The 19,092-nt window shown below is 36.9% G+C and carries 19 protein-coding genes; 9 read left to right on the forward strand and 10 right to left on the reverse strand.

Going from position 1 to position 19,092, the window contains the following annotated elements:
- Nucleotides 1–421: 421 nt before the first annotated feature.
- Nucleotides 422–880, forward strand: coding sequence for a DUF441 domain-containing protein (locus tag IGL07_RS05855; protein WP_002357887.1), 459 nt, complete (start codon nucleotides 422–424; stop codon nucleotides 878–880).
- A gap of 38 nt (nucleotides 881–918) precedes the next feature.
- Here IGL07_RS05855 and IGL07_RS05860 read toward each other — a convergent pair whose 3' ends face one another.
- From IGL07_RS05860 to efbA, 3 genes are all read right to left on the reverse strand, one after another.
- Entirely contained in the window at nucleotides 919–1,260 is a 342-nt protein-coding gene (locus IGL07_RS05860) for an iron-sulfur cluster biosynthesis family protein (protein ID WP_002391631.1), read from the reverse strand.
- 73 nt (nucleotides 1,261–1,333) lie between these two features.
- The gene (locus tag IGL07_RS05865; RefSeq protein ID WP_002381957.1) at nucleotides 1,334–1,597 is read right to left on the reverse strand and encodes a hypothetical protein; all 264 of its coding nucleotides are present in this window, start codon (nucleotides 1,595–1,597) and stop codon (nucleotides 1,334–1,336) included.
- Between the two features lie 155 nt (nucleotides 1,598–1,752).
- A complete protein-coding gene (gene efbA, locus IGL07_RS05870; protein WP_010817211.1) occupies nucleotides 1,753–3,465 on the reverse strand; it encodes a fibronectin-binding protein EfbA in 1,713 nt (570 codons plus the stop codon).
- A gap of 219 nt (nucleotides 3,466–3,684) precedes the next feature.
- On the opposite strand from efbA, the gene IGL07_RS05875 reads away from it, so the two are divergent.
- The 4 genes from IGL07_RS05875 (at nucleotide 3,685) to IGL07_RS05890 (ending at nucleotide 8,088) form a co-directional block, all read left to right on the forward strand.
- Nucleotides 3,685–4,344: a hypothetical protein gene (locus IGL07_RS05875; protein WP_002386659.1), complete on the forward strand. Its 660-nt coding sequence runs from the start codon at nucleotides 3,685–3,687 to the stop codon at nucleotides 4,342–4,344.
- A gap of 1,078 nt (nucleotides 4,345–5,422) precedes the next feature.
- Entirely contained in the window at nucleotides 5,423–6,412 is a 990-nt protein-coding gene (gene trpX, locus IGL07_RS05880) for a tryptophan ABC transporter substrate-binding protein (RefSeq protein WP_010712341.1), read from the forward strand.
- 24 nt (nucleotides 6,413–6,436) lie between these two features.
- Complete coding sequence (locus IGL07_RS05885) at nucleotides 6,437–7,324, forward strand: ABC transporter permease (protein WP_002361674.1); 888 nt, start codon at nucleotides 6,437–6,439, stop codon at nucleotides 7,322–7,324.
- Complete coding sequence (locus IGL07_RS05890) at nucleotides 7,321–8,088, forward strand: ABC transporter ATP-binding protein (protein WP_002357878.1); 768 nt, start codon at nucleotides 7,321–7,323, stop codon at nucleotides 8,086–8,088. Before IGL07_RS05885 ends, IGL07_RS05890 begins: the two co-directional genes overlap by 4 nt.
- Before the next feature lie 31 nt (nucleotides 8,089–8,119).
- Here IGL07_RS05890 and IGL07_RS05895 read toward each other — a convergent pair whose 3' ends face one another.
- Together IGL07_RS05895 and IGL07_RS05900 are read right to left on the reverse strand one after the other, a co-directional pair.
- Complete coding sequence (locus IGL07_RS05895; protein WP_002357877.1) at nucleotides 8,120–8,581, reverse strand: threonine/serine exporter family protein; 462 nt, start codon at nucleotides 8,579–8,581, stop codon at nucleotides 8,120–8,122.
- An 11-nt stretch (nucleotides 8,582–8,592) separates the two neighbouring features.
- Complete coding sequence (locus IGL07_RS05900) at nucleotides 8,593–9,369, reverse strand: threonine/serine exporter family protein (RefSeq protein WP_002404495.1); 777 nt, start codon at nucleotides 9,367–9,369, stop codon at nucleotides 8,593–8,595.
- A 231-nt stretch (nucleotides 9,370–9,600) separates the two neighbouring features.
- Between IGL07_RS05900 and IGL07_RS05905 the strand changes: the two genes are divergently transcribed.
- Entirely contained in the window at nucleotides 9,601–9,807 is a 207-nt protein-coding gene (locus IGL07_RS05905) for a hypothetical protein (RefSeq protein WP_002357875.1), read from the forward strand.
- Nucleotides 9,808–9,824: 17 nt separating this feature from the next.
- Here IGL07_RS05905 and IGL07_RS05910 read toward each other — a convergent pair whose 3' ends face one another.
- Nucleotides 9,825–10,604, reverse strand: a complete 780-nt coding sequence (locus tag IGL07_RS05910; protein WP_002369540.1) for a Cof-type HAD-IIB family hydrolase — start codon at nucleotides 10,602–10,604, stop codon at nucleotides 9,825–9,827.
- Nucleotides 10,605–10,818: 214 nt separating this feature from the next.
- Here IGL07_RS05910 and IGL07_RS05915 point away from each other — a divergent pair, with 214 nt between their 5' ends.
- Together IGL07_RS05915 and IGL07_RS05920 are read left to right on the forward strand one after the other, a co-directional pair.
- Entirely contained in the window at nucleotides 10,819–11,538 is a 720-nt protein-coding gene (locus IGL07_RS05915) for a response regulator transcription factor (RefSeq protein ID WP_002381953.1), read from the forward strand.
- Entirely contained in the window at nucleotides 11,538–13,007 is a 1,470-nt protein-coding gene (locus tag IGL07_RS05920) for a sensor histidine kinase (protein ID WP_002357872.1), read from the forward strand. Before IGL07_RS05915 ends, IGL07_RS05920 begins: the two co-directional genes overlap by 1 nt.
- A 38-nt stretch (nucleotides 13,008–13,045) precedes the next feature.
- On the opposite strand, the gene IGL07_RS05925 is transcribed toward IGL07_RS05920, so the two are convergent.
- From IGL07_RS05925 to IGL07_RS05935, 3 genes are all read right to left on the reverse strand, one after another.
- Nucleotides 13,046–13,597, reverse strand: coding sequence for a hypothetical protein (locus IGL07_RS05925; RefSeq protein ID WP_002360506.1), 552 nt, complete (start codon nucleotides 13,595–13,597; stop codon nucleotides 13,046–13,048).
- A gap of 14 nt (nucleotides 13,598–13,611) precedes the next feature.
- A complete protein-coding gene (locus IGL07_RS05930) occupies nucleotides 13,612–14,313 on the reverse strand; it encodes a hypothetical protein (protein ID WP_002360505.1) in 702 nt (233 codons plus the stop codon).
- Nucleotides 14,314–14,418: 105 nt separating this feature from the next.
- Entirely contained in the window at nucleotides 14,419–16,527 is a 2,109-nt protein-coding gene (locus IGL07_RS05935; RefSeq protein ID WP_002357869.1) for an LTA synthase family protein, read from the reverse strand.
- A 257-nt stretch (nucleotides 16,528–16,784) separates the two neighbouring features.
- Here IGL07_RS05935 and IGL07_RS05940 point away from each other — a divergent pair, with 257 nt between their 5' ends.
- On the forward strand, nucleotides 16,785–17,957 hold the full coding sequence (locus tag IGL07_RS05940; RefSeq protein WP_010817212.1) for a class I SAM-dependent rRNA methyltransferase: 1,173 nt from the start codon (nucleotides 16,785–16,787) through the stop codon (nucleotides 17,955–17,957).
- Between the two features lie 66 nt (nucleotides 17,958–18,023).
- Here IGL07_RS05940 and rnhC read toward each other — a convergent pair whose 3' ends face one another.
- Nucleotides 18,024–18,941, reverse strand: coding sequence for a ribonuclease HIII (gene rnhC / locus IGL07_RS05945; RefSeq protein WP_010817213.1), 918 nt, complete (start codon nucleotides 18,939–18,941; stop codon nucleotides 18,024–18,026).
- Between the last annotated feature and the right edge of the window lie 151 nt (nucleotides 18,942–19,092).

Here is a 19,092-nt window from a genome sequence, read left to right on the forward strand (position 1 = left end):
GGGCAGGCGCTTTTATTTATAAAGAGTTGTGAATTTTAATATAAGAAACGTATATTGTTAGTGAAAATAAAAAAAGGAAAGACATCTTAGTAGCACTACTTCCCCAAGAATTGCTACTAAAATGTCTTTTGTGATGCTCGCTCAATTGAAGAGCCTTAAATAGGATATCGAATATCCAGTATAAATGCAAGTAAACTACTTTATAGTTAATATTAGTATACTTCATAAAATAATTTTTCAAAGAGAAAAAGGCTTGTTATGAGAAAAAATTAATTTTTAACTCGTTTTTTCTAAGCAAGATTCGTGTGAAAAAGACAATAATTACTGAAGCTGAATGGTAATTAAAGAGGTTCTTTGCTAAAATAGGAAAGACAAGAAAGTTTGGTTAACGAAAGAACCAAATCAGAAAGGAGGACAACCAGTGGAAAGTTGGCTTTTTTTACTACTGATTGCCTTGATTGCGTTTGTTGCAAAAAATCAAAGTTTATTAATTGCGTCAGTTGTTGTGCTTGCTTTAAAGGCTTTACCAAATAGTGCGAAAATCATGTCGTGGTTGTCAGATAAAGGCATTAATTTAGGCGTCACAATTATTTCAATTACCATTTTAGTCCCGATTGCTACAGGACAAATTGGCTTAAAGGATTTAATCCAATCATTCAAAACACCGATGGGGTGGCTGGGGATACTTTGTGGAATTCTGGTGGCTGTTTTATCCTCAAAAGGAGTAGGTTTAATTAATCAATCGCCAGAGATTACGGTGGCCTTAGTTTTTGGAACGATTCTTGGCGTCGTTTTTTTAAAAGGAATTGCAGCTGGTCCGATTATTGCATCGGGGATGATGTACGTAATCATTACTACCTTTCAAGCCTTTCAACACTAAAAAAGCAAACAAAACGCGTAAACGTTTTGTTTGCTTTTTTAGTGTTGATAAATGTCCACATTACTATCTAATATGCCACTTTCATTTTTTAAAGTAATGGTTCCCGCATTCGGATGAATCACTAGCTGTAAATGCCCTGTTAAAAACATTTGGTCATACGTCGAAGTATAGACGTGAAAAGAATCATTAGCAATTGTTTCGGTATAAGGCGCTTCTGCTTGATCAACAGGAACGATAATGAAACGATCGCCAATCATACAACAACCTTCTGCGGAAGAATAAGGATTAGAGCCGTCATTTGCTACCAATAAGAAGGTGTTCGTTTCAGTTAAGAAAGGGGCTAAACGTTGTTTTACTTCTTCAGAAATAGTCAGAGACATTTGCCTCACTTCTTTAAATAGTATGTAAAAGGAAGAGGGTAGCTTGTCGCTATGCCGCTCTTCAAAGGTTTTGTTATTTGCTTGTTTCTTTACTGCTTTTTTTGAAAAGAGCAATAGAAAAGGCGACAACTAAGACAACTGTTGCAGCTAAAACAAATGGATTTTTTGTTGCTGATGTGAACCCTAGGACTGTTGAACCAATCGCACCTACGTAAGATAAAATAATCGCTGCTTTCTTTGGTGTTGAAAGTTCTGTAAAGCTATCGCGGAAGGCGACACCTAAACCTAAAGCGCCAATAAAGGCAAACATCCCAAAAATAATGTGTAAAAAGACCATGAATTTCACCTCCAACAGTCAGTATAGAGAGAAATAGCTGGTTTGTAAACTAATTGAGCTTACTTGTGTTATTTATCACTTGATAAATGTTTTTACCAATGCAAAAAAACAACGTACGATCAATCGGCAGTACGTTGTTTTTTAGTTTAATATAATTAGGAAGCAGAAGCCTTATTTTGCTGGATTTTTTTGATTGATTCTTCTGTTGGCGTCACATATAACGTTCGTTGGTTTTCATAAATCACATAACCTGGTTTTGCTCCATTGGGTTTATGCACATGTTTTACTTGGACATAGTCAACAGGCACTTGTGAAGAAAGTCGATATTTTGAAAAATAAGCTGCTAGAAGTGCGGCTTCAGTAAGGGTTTCTTCGCTAGGATGTGCGTCACGAATAATTACATGAGATCCAGGAATATCTTTGGCATGGAGCCAATAATCAGTTTTTTTAGCGGTTCGTAAAGTCAATTGATCATTTTGCAAATTGTTTTTTCCAACGAGAATAGGTGTGCTATCTGTGGCATAAAAAAGATCGGGTTGGCTTTTTTTCGGCTGTTTTTGTTTTTTATTTTTTTTACGTTTTAAATAGCCTTGCTCAATCAGTTCTTCACGAATCACTTCAATGTCCATTGGTGTCGCAATTTCAAGTTGTGCCACAACTGACTCTAAATAAGAAATTTCTTGTTGTGTTTGCTGAATTTGTGTCTTAACAACTCGGACAGCATTTTTCAATTTTTGGTATTTTTGAAAATATTTTTGTGCATTTTGATTAGGTGAAAGTGCAGGATTTAGCGAGATACGCAATGGTGCATTTTCTTCATAATAATTTGGTAATTCCACCTCGGTGGCTCCTTTTGGGACTTGTGCCATGAAGGTTGTTAATAGTTCTCCGTCGCGACGGTAATTTTCAGCGTTTTCTGTATCGGCTAAGGTTTGTTGTAATTTTTTAAGTTTCTTTTGATTTCTTTTTAGTTCATTTTCAATTTTGCGAATTAGTTCGCCGCCTTGTTGTTTGACACGGTCTTTCTCTGCTTTACCAGAATAAAAGGCATCTAGTAATTCACTGAGTGTCGCATACGTTGTTTGTTCACCAACTAATGATTGATAAGGAATGGGCGTAAAATATTCTTTTTTTTCAGTGACTGTTAATGTCGGTACAACAGCTTCAGTGACTGAGGACCAAAATTCCGTCCAGATGGCCATTTTTTCATTTGGTTGTGCAAGTAAACGGGCACTTAATTCGTCTGCTGTATCTTTGCCTAGACCTTGGAAATGTTGTTGTAAATAGCGTCCGTTTAATTCAGGAGCTGTAGAAAGAAGCGCAAAGACTTCTTCTTTTGAGGCCGTGAGCGGATTAAGTCCTATTGGTTTTGGCGGTTCAATATAAGTTGCTCCAGGAAGCAACGAACGATAACTATTTTGGCTCATTCCAATGTGTTTTATCGCATCTAAGATTTTTCCAGAAGATTGGTTAACTAAAACGATTGTACTGTGACGTCCCATTAATTCAACAATCAAAACAATATTTTGTAAGTCACCTAGTTCATCTCTTTTTGAAAAGGTGAAGTGAATCACGCGATCATTTTCTATTTGTTGAATCGTTTCTAAAATGGCACCGTCCAGAAATTTTCGTAACATCATCACAAAATTAGGAGGTGTTTCCGGATTGCTATAGGTAATTGTAGATAGTTGTATGCGCGCATAACTAGGATGTGCTGATAATAATAATTTATGGTTTTTACCTTTCGCACGAATGACTAAAACGACTTCGTTTTCATAAGGCTGATGGATTTTTGAAATCCGGCCACTTACGAGTGTTTCTGTCAACTCATGAACCATGCTATGAGTAAATACGCCATCAAATGACATAATAAATCCCTCGTTTCTTTCCGACTAATAGCTTTATTATAGCGGAGTTTTTGAATTTAAGAAAGAAGCTTGTTAAAAAGGAGTTGGGTTTTCCTTAGAAAGCTGGGGAAGTTTGCTGGTTTTTTTAGTAATTAAAGCACAAGGGTAGGCAAGAAAGAAAATGATTAGTATAATAGATAAGAACTAAAAGCGAGGAGCGATTAGAAGTTGAATAATTTTATGGAAGAACTAAAAGAGGCACTTTATGAATTAAGACAAAGAAAACTGTTAATGATTACCGCTATTGTAGCATTAGTATTAATAATTGGCTCAATCATTTTTATTCCAACGATGCAAAAAAATATTCGAGCTGCTCAAGTTGAATCGTTAGTCGCAGGACCCATCAAATCAGAGAAAGTCAGTGTCTTAGATTACAAAACAGCAGACAAGAAAATCCAAGAAACAGGAGCCATGTCAGTCATGTTTGCTAAACCATCTGGCAAGCAATACGATCAAATGGTGAAGCTGTTTAATTCAGATAAAATGAATGAATTTCATCGTTCGCTGTATATCTATCCGTTAATTTATAATGCTGGCAAAGCACAAGAGCAATACAATGTTAGCGGCGATGAGATTACGCTTGTTTTCTTTGAAAACGGCAAAGAAAAGACACGGACGGTTGTCGAAAAATCTATGGATTTAAAAACGCAATTAATACCAGAATTAAATCGATTACCGATGGCTGGCGTTTTGAAAGACCAACAAAAGGCAGCCCAAGAAGCTGAAAAAGAAGCAGCAAAGACCGCTGAAACACAGACGACGACCAGCACGACTGGCGTTGCTCAATCTACTGAAACGACGACAGAAAGCACTGATACAGTACCAGAAACTGGTGAATAATAGCTAGCTATGTTAAACTTAGATTGTAGAAAGTTTTAAGGAATTAGAAAGAGGGGATTTTCGATGGCATTAGTAATTTCAATGACGATTTTAGTAAGTTTATGGCTGATTCAATCGCAAAAACAAGCAGTTAAAGTTCCCGTGAAAATTGAAAGAAACCGAAACAATTAAGTGGTAAATATGCTGAAATAAAGAAAAAAGAGCCTCTCATAAGAGTGGCTCTTTTTTTAGAAGTAAAAGAAATGCAAGAAAATAAAAACTTTTTCTTGACGAACAAAATCAATATAGTGTAGACTACCTTTAACAACATAACTAGGAGGGAAAATACATGACACAATTATCTAACGTAAAAGAAATGCACCAATCATGGCAAAACTGGCGTAGATAGTTGTATGTATGATTCTTTCATAGATACAACTTTAGAAGACTTATTCTAAAAAGTGTATCTATGCTGGTTATATTCAAGAAGAAAAAACGACCACATAGAGGACCCATCTATGTGGTTTTTGTTTTGCATAAAAACAACGACCACTCCTAAACACTTAGGATAAGTCGTTGTTTTTTTGCTACGAATCACTACGATTGGCACGAAGTGACAGAGTAGATGCAGGCTACGTATACTCGCCGCAGTTTGGCCTTTAAGAGTGATGAGTAGTACAAGGTGAACGAAGAGAACGTTGTCCCATTCGTAGAAAAGTGCTCCTGCGATTCTCACCAAAGTTGCGATCCTCGTCGCAGTTAAATCCTGACAAGCACTACGATTGGCACAAAGTGACAGAGTAGATGCAGGCTGCGTATACTCGCCGCAGTTTGGCCTTCAAGAGTGATGAGTAGTACAAGGTGAGCGAAGAGAACGTTGTCACAATCGTAGAAAAGTGCTCCTGCGATTCTCACCAAAATTGCGATCCTCGTCGCAGCTAAATCCTGACATTTGTAAAAAAGTGTTCCTAGGATTTTGACTAAGCAGAGGATTATGAATCTCAGTTTCACTTTCAACGGAAGAAACGCCCTATAGATAATGGTTTTATTATTAAAAAGAAAAAGTTGCCAAACAAAAGGGCAGTTAGGAGAATGCAAAATGAAAAATAAACGTTTAACGTTTGTCGTGTCTTTATTAGCTATTTATTTAATTGGTGCTTTTTTTGTGAATCAAAAAGTGACGAATTCAAAGAAAGACATAGTTACTGTAGGGGTTTTGCAGTTTGTCAGTCACCCCGCATTGGATGAAATTTATAAAGGTGTTGAGGAAGGGTTAAAGGAAAATGGCTATGACAAAGGCAAAAACTTAGAAATTATTTTTCAAAATGGTCAAGCCGACCAGAGTAAGTTAGCAATCATGAGTCAACAATTAGTACAAAAAAAGGCAGACGTTTTAATTGGCATCGCCACGCCAGCTGCGCAAGCGTTAGCCAACACTACCCAAGAAATCCCGATCATTTTAGGCGCCATTACGGACCCTGTTAGTGCAGGATTGGTGAAAGACAATCAAAAGCCAGGCGGTAATATTACGGGTGTTAGTGATCAATCTCCTTTGTCAGCCCAGATGGATTTACTAAAAGAATTGATACCAGCTGCCAAAAAAATAGGTATTCTCTATGCTTCCTCAGAAGAAAACTCTCGATACCAAGTAGCTGAAGCGCAGAAAGCAGCTGAAGCCAAAGGATTGACAGTGAAAACATATGCTGTGCCATCAAGTAATGAAATTGCACAAACGGTTCAAGTGATGACTAAGGAAACAGATGTGATTTATATACCAACTGATAATACGATTGCTAACGCCATGCAAACGGTAGTCGGAGAAGCAAACCGAACCAAGACGCCGATTATTCCTTCGGTGGATACGATGGTAGAACAAGGCGGTTTAGCAACTGTAGGGATTAATCAACATGCGTTGGGGGTACAAGCCGGAAAAATGGCAGCAGAGGTTCTGTCTGGAAAAAGTCAACCAGCAACTACCCCCATTTATACCTTTAATACAGGCGACACAATTATCAATGAAAAACAAGCGCAAAAGTTAGGAATTACGATTCCCGCAGAGTTAGCAAAAAAATCGAAATTGATTAACTAATTATCAAAGAAAGTAGGAGAAGCGATGATTGTTTCAGCAATTGGACAAGGAATGTTATGGGCCTTGTTAGGACTAGGTATCTTTATGACTTATCGTATTTTAAATTTTCCAGATATGACCACAGAAGGTTCATTTCCGTTAGGGGGGGCGGTTTGTGTAACTGCCATTACAACAGGGGTTTCACCATTTGTAGCGACTCTTTTAGGGGTCGGAGCAGGAATGCTTGCCGGTTTAGTGACTGGTTTACTGTTTACAAAAGGAAAAATTCCAATTATTTTAGCAGGAATTTTAGTGATGTCTGGTTTAAATTCCGTGATTTTATTTGTGATGAAATCGCCAAATAAGTCTTTATTAAACCAACCGAAGATTCAAGATGTTTTTCAAAAAATGGCCTTACCAGATTATTATGATACTATTTTTTTAGGGATTAGCGTTTTGGCTGTGGTAATGATTTTACTGTTATTTTTCTTTAATACTAGTTTGGGACAAGCCTATATTGCGACAGGCGACAATGAAGAAATGGCTCGTTCGATTGGCATTCAAACGGATCGCATGAAAATTTTAGGATTGGTTTTATCGAATGGCTTGATTGGCTTATCTGGCGCTTTGATTGCCCAAAATGATGGATATGCGGATGTAAGTAAAGGAACAGGTGTCATTGTGATTGGCTTGGCTTCACTTATTATTGGTGAAGTACTGTTTGGAGAATTAACATTTGGTGAACGGCTGATGGCGATTGTTGTAGGGAGTATTATTTATCAACTATTGATTTTATTAGTGATTAAATTAGGCTTTGATACGACGTATTTGAAAATCTTCTCAGCAGTGATTTTAGCAATCTGTTTAATGATCCCACAATTGAAAAAAGCATTACACCTACACGGCTTTTCTGATAAGGGGGAAACGAAATGAAACCAGTTGTTGAATTAAAAAATGCGACAAAAATCATTGATAATGGGATGAACGAAAAAAAAGTGATTTTGGATCATGTGAACTTAGCCATTTATCCTGGGGACTTCATTACTGTTTTAGGTGGAAATGGCGCAGGCAAGAGTACGCTGTTCAATAGTTTAGCAGGAACTTTGACACTAACAGAGGGACAATTTTTAATTGAAGGAGTCAATCGCACCAATCTTTCTGAAGTCAAACGGGCTAAATCTTTAGCGCGTGTTTTTCAAGATCCTAAAATGGGGACAGCACCAAGAATGACTGTGGCAGAAAATTTATTGCTTGCCATGAAACGCGGACAAAAACGTCCCTTAACATTACGGAAGATAAATGAGCAACGCGCCTTGTTTACAAAAATCTGTCAAGAAGTTGGCAATGGCTTGGAAAATCATTTGGATACACCGACAGGTAACCTTTCTGGCGGTCAACGCCAAGCCTTAAGTTTATTAATGGCCACTATCACAAAACCAGAATTATTACTTTTAGATGAACATACTGCTGCCTTAGATCCCAAAACATCCAAGCAGTTGATGCACTTAACGGAACAACGGATTGAAGAAGGGAACTTAACTTGTTTGATGATTACCCATCGAATGGAAGATGCTTTACGATATGGCAATCGTTTAATTGTTTTACAAAAAGGTAAAATTGTTCAAGATTTAAACGCTGCTGAAAAAGCACAATTAACGCTACAAGATTTGTTGCTGTTCTTTGAAGAAGTAGAGTAAAAAAACAAGCTCAGAAAATGAGCTTGTTTTTTTATTTTTTGACCAATCGGAAGAGACGCTTGGGGAAAAAACGTTTGACAATTCGTTCCAGTAATGATGTCACCATAAAGCCCGCTGCGATGGCTGCAGCAGTAAAGACAACTTTTAAAATCAACTGCAACCCGTCATCAATATTTCCTAATAAAATGCTCCGAACTGCTTGATAGGCAGGGCCTCCTGGCACTAAAGGAACCAAACTTGGAATATAAAAAATAATCATCGGCATTTTTTTGTAACGGGAAAAAAAGATACTAGCGATTCCTAACCCGACCGTTCCTAAAAAGTTTGCAAAGGTTTGACTAGCATCAAAAGTTTGCGTTAAGACATAATAAATCATCCAACCTGTCATGCCAGTAATGCCACAAGCCACCAGTGCTTTACGAGGAATGTTCGTAATAATACCAAACGTCACAGTCGCTAAAAAACTAAAGAGAAGATGAAAAATTAGTTCCATTTGAACACTCCTTACATAAATAATTTAAAAATCAAGGCAATTCCCAGGCCAACAGACCCAGCAATAAAAATAGCTTCTGTCCCTCGCGCCGTCCCGCTGATGAGGTGGCCGGCTAAAATGTCGCGAAAAGAGTTCGTAATCGCCACACCTGGAACTAACGGCATTACCGCACCAATAATAATATTATCGATGTTGACTGCTAAACGAAAATGCACAGCCAAATAGGCCAACAAACCAATGACAAAAGCGGCTGCGAATGAATCGAGGTAAGGAACTTGGAATAACTTTTGGGTAAAAAGATAACTAGCATACCCAATCACGCCAACAAAAAAAGTTGCAATAAAATCTTGCCAAGTGCCACCAAAAATGTACATTAACGTACAACTAACAATTCCGGCTGCTAACAAGCGTAACGAAATTGAAAAAGTGGGGGTATCTGTTTCTAATAGAGTTAAGCGCTGATAAAGCTCTGGTAGAGTAATCTCTTTTTGCGCAAATTCTCTTGATAACTGATTGACAAGGCTAACTTTTTCCAAATTAATCGAGCGCTGGGGGATGTTTTCTAATTGCGTATAATTACTGGAACGAAAACCCACGAAAATCCCTGTAGCCGTCGTGTAACAAACGCTCTCTGGCTCACCAGCATTTGCTGCAATCCGAGTAATTGTATCTTCGGTTCTATATACTTCAGATCCGCTTTCCAGCATAATTTTTCCAGCTAAAATGCATGTATCAATAATTAATTGTTTTCTTTTTTCGCTATTAACCAAAGGAATGGCTCCTTTCATTTCGAGTTCACTTTTAGTGTATCATTTTTTTTAAGAACTGTACGCAATTTAAAACAGAGATAGAAAAAAAGTGTGATTTTTTACAAAAATGAAACGAATCTTAAGAATAAATGAAAACAAATAAGGAATTAGTAAAAATTATGGGTTAGTTGTAAGAATCTAGGATCTTTCCTTGCATTTTAGTAGGAAACATCCTATCCTAAACATAGAAAAACAAAGGGGTCAATAAAAATGGACAACCAATGGTTACTCTACGGAATTAGCAGTGTTGTATTAATTATTTTAATCAGAAGAACAATCCTATCAGGAAACATCGTATTAAGTTGTTTGTTGGGAGCGATTTTGCTGATTCAAGTAGTGGGAGTAGCTCTCTGTGCACAGCAGAAAAAGAAAAATGAACATACAAAAGAACTACCTTCTTCTAAAGTACATCAATAGAAGAAGGTAGTTTTCTCTTATAGTAAATCAAATTTTTTCAAGCCATTAACAATGCCATTCTCAGTATTTTTAGTTGAAATAAAGGTGGCTTTTTCTTTTAGTTCTTCTCGCGCATTACCCATGGCAATTCCATAATCACAGGCCTCAAACAGCGCCAAATCATTGATGCCATCACCAAAGGCATAAGTGGGAATGCCGTTTAATCCCAAGGTGTTAAAAAGATTTTTGACACCAGAGCCTTTAGAGACCCCTTTACGAACAATATCAATTGAAAAAGGACCATTGCGATAAAAGGTCAATTCAGGAAACCGCTCATAGTAATATTCATCATCATCGCCATGTTGACTTAAGACCAACATCATGTTGACGGCATCATTCTCATAACCTGTGGGATCAATTTCTGGAACAGCTGAATGAATATAATCATAGGCTTGTTTCACTGTGCCAGTATGCCCTGTACAAAAAATACGTCGCTCATTGTAAAAAGCCAATTCATGACCACGATGTTTGACATGTTCATGCAGTGAAACACATTCCTCTGTTGTAAATTCATCTGAATAAATCGTTTTTCCTTCATAATGAATAAATTGCCCGTTCATTACAATCGCTGAGTCAATACCACTGGCTTTCATGATTGGCTGAATCTCACACAAGGTCCGTCCTGTCGCAATTAAAGGTAAAATTTGATTGTCTTTCAAGGCCGCCACTGCTGCGGTAATCTCAGGAGTAATTTGCGATGTTCCATCTAACAAAGTTCCATCTAAATCAAAAAAAGTAATAGCTTTCATTTTATCCATACCCTAACATCCTCTCTACGCTTGTTATTTTAACAAACTTTTCTGAAAAGACAATGGGTTCCCTTCGTTTTCTTTAAAAGAGCAGGAAAAAAAGTGATTTTTGATGGTTCTGTAAAGGATTTTTGAAGAAATATAGAATCGGTTGGTACAAATTCAATTTTAGAGTATACTACAATAGAGCAGTTTTATGAAAAGTGAATAAGGAGTGAATGAAATGAATATATTAATGATTGAAGACAATGAATCCGTCTCAGAAATGATGCAAATGTTTTTCTTAAATGAAGGGTGGGAAGCTACCTTTAAAGATGATGGCAAAGAAGGATTGGCGACTTTTCTTGCTTCGCCAGAAAAATGGGACATGATTACGTTAGACTTAAACTTACCTAGTATGGATGGGATGGCTGTTTGTCGTGAAATTCGCAAAGTTTCAGCCAATGTTCCCATTATTATGTTGACCGCTCGTGATTCTGAAAGTGACCAAGTAATTGGCCTTGAAATGGGTGCGGATGATTATGTGACAAAACCATTTAGTCCATTAACTTTGATTGCACGGATGAAAGCTCTACATCGTCGTGCCGAGGTGGCAGAGGCTGCGCATGATACGTCCGAGAATACAGATGAAACGTTTGATGTGATTACGGATCATTTTAAAATGAATACGAAAACACGAGAAACATATTTAGATAATCAATTAATTGAAGGCTTAACACCTAAAGAATTTGATTTGCTATACACTTTAGCAAAAAAACCACGCCAAGTCTTTTCACGCGAACAACTACTAGAATTGGTTTGGGACTATCAATACTTTGGCGATGAACGGACAGTTGATGCCCATATCAAAAAATTACGACAAAAAATTGAAAAAGTGGGTCCTCAAGTCATCCAAACGGTTTGGGGCGTAGGGTATAAATTCGACGATTCAGGTGTTGCTTAATGAAGTATTTGTATCAACAATTACTTGCTTTTATAGGTGTGATCGCTCTGATTATTCTCATTGTCGGAACGTCTTTCACACAATTGACCAAGCGCACAATGCAAGAAAATAACTATGAACAGCTGTATGGTTATGCAGAATCGGCTTTAGAAACACGTGACTTTTTTATTAATGTTGCAGGTGTTTCAGATCGAGATGTTTTATCCTATTCATTTCAGTTGACTGAGCGCGTACTCCAGAAGCAAGATGTGCAATTTGTGTTTATTAACAAGGACCGCGAAGTGCAGTACCCACCAGTTGATAGCACGAAAAAATTAGACTTTTCCTTAATCGATAAAAATTGGGATCAAATCATGAAAGGCAATCGTGTTTATGCAACAGAAAACATTGATATTTACGGGGCCCGAAATACTTCGTCCTATGTAATGTTACCGGTGTATGCATCAAATCAGTCTTCTGATAAAAAAGTGATTATTGGTTCACTCGTTATTACACAACCTGCCAAAAACGTTGACCGAAGTGTCCAGTCCGTGACACAAAACTTGATTAAAGGCTTTATTTTTTCTGGTGTGATTGCCTTGTTACTAAGTTATCTATTTGCGACTTTCCAAGTGAAACGAATAAATCGGATGCGTAAAGCCACCAAAGAAATCACTAGTGGAAATTTTGATATTCAATTACCAGTCCATGACAAAGATGAATTTGATGACCTAGCAGAAGATTTTAATAAAATGGCTGCGTCTTTAAAAGAATCACAAGAAGAAATCAATCGTCAAGAAGAGCGCCGTCGTCAATTTATGGCGGATGCCTCTCATGAAATGCGGACGCCTTTAACAACTATTAATGGCTTGTTAGAGGGATTGCAGTATAATGCTATTCCTGAAAATCAAAAAGAGAATGCGATTAAACTGATGCAAAATGAGACCGCTCGCTTGATTCGCTTAGTCAATGAAAATCTTGATTATGAAAAAATTCGGACCAACCAGATTCAAATTGTCGTGAAGAAGTTCAACGGAACAGAAGCTTTAGAAAATATTGTGACTCAACTAACGGCCAAAGCTGAAGCCGCCGGTAATCAATTGTATTTAGACACCACCGAACCAATTGATGTGTATGCCGATTATGATCGTTTCGTTCAAGTAGTTGTCAATATTGTTCAAAATGCTATCCAATTTACTGAAAATGGCGAAATTCATATTGCTTTAGAAAAAGGCTATTTAGAAACTATTGTCCGTATTTCTGATACAGGAATCGGCATGACGGAAGAACAAATTTTGAATATCTGGGATCGTTATTACAAAGTAGATCCATCCCGTAAAAATACTAAATATGGAGAATCAGGATTAGGCTTACCAATCGTTCAACAATTGGTCCGCTTGCATAAAGGAAAAATCAATGTTGAGAGTGAACTTGGTAAAGGCACCACGTTTATTATTTCATTTCCTGATGTTGAAATTACTGAAAACTAAAGAAAACGTCTGGTCACAATCAGTGCCAGACGTTTTCTTTAGTTTAATAACGCATGTAGAGACAGGGGGTGCACATAGGGACTATCAATAATTTGTGGATCTTTTGTCAGAAATAGCAAGCGCTTGTTTCTTTTTTGAACTGCTATTTTTAATTGAGGTAAAATTTCTTGACGTTGTCCAATCGTTAATGAAGAAAAGATGTCATCAATCACTAACGTACTTGTTTTTGAAAGCAAAAGTTGTATTATGCGCATTTTAATTTTTTCAAAAGTCGTAAAAGAAGTAAAGGAACGACCAAGTAAGGCAGGTTCTAATTGGAACACCTGGAAAGCTTCGGCTAGAACTACTTTTCGATCCCGTTCTTTGATTGTACTAGCGATAAATAAATTTTCTTCTAATGGCAAGTAGGGCAGAAAGGTTTCACTAGAAGAAAGCCTAGTAATGGTTAGTTGATTTGTTTGGAAAAAATCGGCCAATGCGAGTTCTTGTTCTGGAGCAGAATAAATGATTCCATAAACTTCTCGCAAAGCTAACGCGTCGAATGAGGATTTTTTTTCGGTTGTTTTTTTGAATGATGGTGTGACATTCATAGAAAATCCCTCCCTTATTTCTTATGTGTGCGTAAATAAATCAACGTGAAAGGAGTCCCGCAAACAAGAGGAATGCCAAGCAAGATTAAGCAGTTAACAAAGCAATTACGGATTGTATAAAGCGACTGCATACTTTTAAAATCAAAAGAAAATGCTTGGATCGTTTGAATCCCTAAATGCTGGATATTTGTAATCGTGACATCCTGGTCGGTACTTTTAGCTAAAAATGCTGGAGTTTCCAAATGAGACCACTGTAAAATAGCATCACGAGCAGCCCAAAGAACAGTATTATACGTTTCTTGAAACATTAAAGTGAAAAGTAAAAAACTGAAAATTCCTAATAGAGCCGGTAAACATAACTCTAGTAAGAGCTGTTTGGTGACATACATATTTGAAAAGTGCATGTGATACCATGTATGTATTTCTTCCTTTTTTATGCGTAATGTCACATACATCAACAGAAGGAAAGTAACACCAAAGAAAATGACACTACCTAGATAGAGGTGCCAATAGTATTGAATCAGTTGGTAATGGTAACTAGTTTGTTTTTCAATATCGACAAAGTCTGGCATCGTTCGTAAAAACTCTTTTTCAAAATCAATTAAGTTAAACAGCCCAGTCAATAAGAAAGAGAACAGGAAGAAGAAGAGTGCAGTGATTAACGTGATTTTTTTATGATAAAAACTACTAGCTGTAGCGTAACGGACACTTCTCATCAACTTTCACCTCTCTAAACTATCTTTAGTATAGTGAAATAATATGAATTAATTATGAAAAAGTAGCAAAAAAGCTTGAGCAAATTGCTCAAGCTTTTTGAAGATTTATTTACCAGTTTTTTGATAGCCTTGATAACTGTCAGTGTGATATTCATCAACGGTTGATTTATTATTGTTTTTACTGTAAACACTCGTTGATTTTTCACCTTTTTCTTTTTCAATTGCTTCCAGTTGTTGCAATTGGTTCTTGTAATCATAGTCTTCTGGGTTAACTGGTTTTAAGCCGCTATTGGTATAGAAACGAAGCAAGTCACCGTTAGTAATTTGGTCAGATGTTTCTAATTGTTTCGTCGCCTTGGCTTTTAAATCAGCGACTTCTTTCTTAACTTCTTCGGTTGGCTCTGTAATTAAAGTGCCTGTTTTAGTATCGTAAATGCTAGAACCTAAAATAGTATATTTAGGTGTTACAACATTGCCGTTGCGGAAAGCAACGATTTGATTGTGTTGTTTAGAGAATAAATCTTGGCCTAACTGAATGTAGTTTTTCGTATCAACACCAAGCAAGTGTAGAAGGGTTGGTAAGGCATCAACTTGGCCGCCATACGTATGGTTCACACCGCCATTTTCTTGACCAGGAACGTGAATCATATAAGGAACACGTTGCATATTGGCGTTGTCAAAATCGTTCCAATCTGCTTTGGTTTTACCTACTAATTCTGCTAAGTTTTGGTTTCTTGAATTAGAAACCCCATAGTGATCGCCATAAAGAACAATGACTGAGTTTTCATAGAGACCTGAAGATTTCAAGTAGTTAAAGAATTCTTCTACCGCTTTATCTAAATAATTCGCTGTTGCAAAGTAACCATTAATTGTTTCGTCAGAGGTTTTTGCAATTGGGAATCCTGCTTCATCGTTTGTAAATTGAGAATAAGGATAATGATTGGATACAGCAATAAATTTAGAATAGAACGGTTGTTGTAAATGTTCTAAATATTGAACGGATTGATTAAAGAATGGTTTATCGTGTAACCCATATTGGAATGAGTTATCTGAATTAACATCATAATAACTAGCATCAAAGAAATAGTCATAGCCTAAACGTTTATAGGTTTCATTTCGATTCCAGAAGTTACCGGCATTTCCGTGGAAAGCAGCGCTAGTGTATCCTTGCGTTTGTTTTAAAATATCGGGTGCTGCTTCAAACGTATTTTTCCCACCAACTTGTGTAAAGAGTGAACCTTGGTCTAAACCAAATAGTGAATTTTCAAGTAACGTTTCGGCATCACTTGTTTTTCCTTGACCAACTTGGTGGAAGAAGTTATCAAAGCTAAAGGTACTTTTACTATTGTAAAGACTATTGATAAATGGTGTGACTTCGTGTTCTACGCCATTTTCATCTTTTAATTTGTAATTAACTAAAAATTGTTGGAAACTTTCTAAATGGATATAAATTACATTTTTGCCTTTTGCAATACCAAACTTACTATCATCTGGTGCCGCATATTGTTGTTTCACGTAATCTTCAACTTGTTTCATATCGTTAGCACTAGCTTCGGCACGGACTTGGTTTGTTTGGTAAGTTGTAATGCCATCGTATACGGTAAAGGCATTTAAGCCTAAGAATTTCACGATATAGTCACGAGAGAATTGGCGTCCTAATAATTGGGGACGTTCTGTTTCAGCCATAAATAGATTGAATAAGAAAAAGACAACAGAAAGGAGTGTGACAGAGACTGCTACACGTGCGCGGACTGGACGCGCATCTGTTTTAATTTTTTTCGTTAATAATAATACGCCAATAATAATGAAGTCTAAGAAATAAATGACGTCATAAGGTCTAAAGAGACGTAAGGCACTTTCGCCAAGACCGCTAGCTACTTTGCCAGCACCAAGCATCGTATTAACTGTGATGAAGTCAGTAAATTCTCGATAATACACGACATTTGAGAAGAGCAGTAAACTCATCAAGAAGTAAATAATCATCATTGTAATATAAGAAGCTTTTTTACGGCGAACATACAAAGCGATGGCTAATAAAAAGACCGTTGTGGCAATTGGATTAATTAAGAGTATGAAATACTCGTTAATATTTTCCAAACGTAAATGGAAATCAACGGCGTACGCAAAGAGGTTTTTTAGCCACAGTAAGATGGCGATTAGCGAGAATAACCCCAGTCGCGTGTTCAAAATATTTGTTTTAAATAATTTTTTCAAAATAAACGTCCTTTCTAAACGATGATTCTATAAAAGTAAAATTAGGTAAATTTCGTATTTTACAATATCGCTTTAATTTTACTCTTTCACAAATTTTATGTCAATTCTTACCGAAGTGAGGAATGGTGATGTTAAAGAAAACTTACTATTTCCTTAAACTTTTTAGTTCGTTAAATGACGTGAAGCTTGAATCCTTTAAAGACAGATGGGTCTTTTTTTGCTATACTAGATAGGACTTTGAAAAGTAGGTGTACAGAATGAAACTTCAAGTAACTAAAAAAGCAGAACATAAATTTAAAAAAGGATATCCTTTAATTCAAAAAGAAGATTTGCAACAAGTGCCGGCGCCGTTGCCAACAGATTGGCTTACTTTGATTGATAGTAAAGGCCAGCGCTTAGCTGAAGGATATTTAGGCGAACAAAATAAAGGCATTGGTTGGTTGCTGTCATGGCATGGACCAATTAATCAATCTTTTTTTCAACAACTCTTTGAAATAAGTCGTGAGAAGCGGACGTCTTTTGAAAAGGATTCGCTGACAACCGCTTATCGATTATTTAATGGAGAAGGAGATGGCATTGGGGGTCTAATCATCGATCGCTATGCAGATTACGCCGTTTTTTCATGGTATAATGAAACCCTTTATCAGAAAAAAACCGAACTTTTGACGGCGTTTCGCACAGTTTACCCTGACATTATTGGTGCCTACGAAAAGATTCGCTTTTCCACAAAAGATTTACCAGAATCACAGTTTTTATATGGTGAACAAGCACCCGAGCCATTACTTGTCACTGAAAATGGCGTTCAATTTGCTACCTATTTAAACGAAGGATTAATGACAGGCATCTTTTTAGATCAAAAAGAAGTTCGTGGTCGATTAGTAGATGGTTTTGCAGTAGGTAAAACAGTCTTAAATATGTTTAGTTATACAGGTGCTTTTTCAGTAGCTGCCGCTATGGGAGGTGCCGTGGCCACCACTAGTGTGGATTTAGCTAAACGAAGCTTACCGAAAACGACTGAGCAATTTGAAGTCAATCATTTAAATCTTGCCGCGCAAAAGATTATTGTTATGGATGTTTTTGACTACTTTAAATATGCTTCACGTAAAGGCTTGAGTTATGACATGATCATTTTGGATCCGCCAAGTTTTGCTCGCAACAAAAAGAAAGTTTTTTCCGTTGCTAAAAATTATGGGGAGTTAGTGAAAGATTCTATTGATATTTTAACGGATAAGGGAACGCTTATTGCCTCAACCAATGCGGCAAATTTATCCTTAGCCAAATATCAAAAAATGGTGATTACTGCCTTGCAAGAGAAAAATGTCCGTTACAAGATTACGGACACGTATCAATTACCGGCAGACTTTCAAGTGAATCCTAATTTTCCAGAAGGTAATTACTTAAAAGTCCTGTTTATAGAAATTGAAAAATAATTTTTTACACTAAGCAAAAGTCCCAGCGCCGCTAATCGGCATTGGGACTTTTGCTTGGTGTTTATTTTATAGTAACTTTTGGGCTTTTTGGGTGTTTGCAAAATGCAGCTTCGCGTAGTTCGCTAATAAGTCCAGGCCGCCTTTTTTCAAAATACGGGCGGCTATTTGGTCTGATTTGCTGCCAGCACCAGAGGGCACAGAGAAACCCAATTCTGCAGATTCTTTGTCTAACTCTTCTAAAAAAGCAGCGCGGCTAATAATAGAGGCGGCAGCAACAGCAACATGATATTGCTCTCCTTTAGTGACGAAGAACAATTTTTCAGTGACTTGATTTTTTTCATTACGAACATATTTCCGATAGTTATTTTCAGGGGTGAACTGGTCAATCAAAATCCCTTCTGGCTTTGTGGGAGCCAATTCTTGTAGCAACAGATAAATCGCTTGGTTATGCAAAGCGACTTTCATGTGTACAGCATTGTAGTTTGGTTGGATCTCATTGTATTTTTTTGGTTCAACGATTAATAACTTGTAAGGAATCAGTTCTTTAATGACATGTGACAATTGAATAATTTGTGGGTCGGTTAATTCTTTGGAATCACGAACACCTAATGATTTTAGTTTGCTAATCATGCTTTTGTCAACATAGGCAGCACAGACAGTTACTGGACCAAAATAGCTACCATTACCGACTTCATCGGAACCTATCACAGACCAGTTGCCAAAATCAGCAGGCAGTGTAGTAGTCTGGGGAGAAATTTTTTTCTGTGGTGTGGTACTCGTTCCTTCCCAACGAGCGGCCTCTTTTTCAGCTTGAGGTCCCTGAAACATGACTTTACCTGATTGATAAGCGGTGATAGTAGTGGTGCCAACCTTGGCCACAAAGACAGTATAAGGGACCGTTTTATTTAAACGATTGGGTTGATAAACAGTGGTCATCTCTGCTAATGTTTTTTTACTAACTTTAATTACGTGATTCTGTGCCATCAATTGTTCCTCATTTCTTGATATTTCTTCCTTACTATAGTAAAGGAAAAACAAGTAAATGAAAAGGTTTTGCGTTAGCTTGTTCCTGAAAATGACAATGTTTAGGAAATGTATAATTTTTTTCTATAGTTGGACGCTAGTTGTTATCTAA

This window comes from Enterococcus sp. DIV1368f (assembly GCF_051712245.1).
GTDB lineage: Bacteria > Bacillota > Bacilli > Lactobacillales > Enterococcaceae > Enterococcus > Enterococcus faecalis.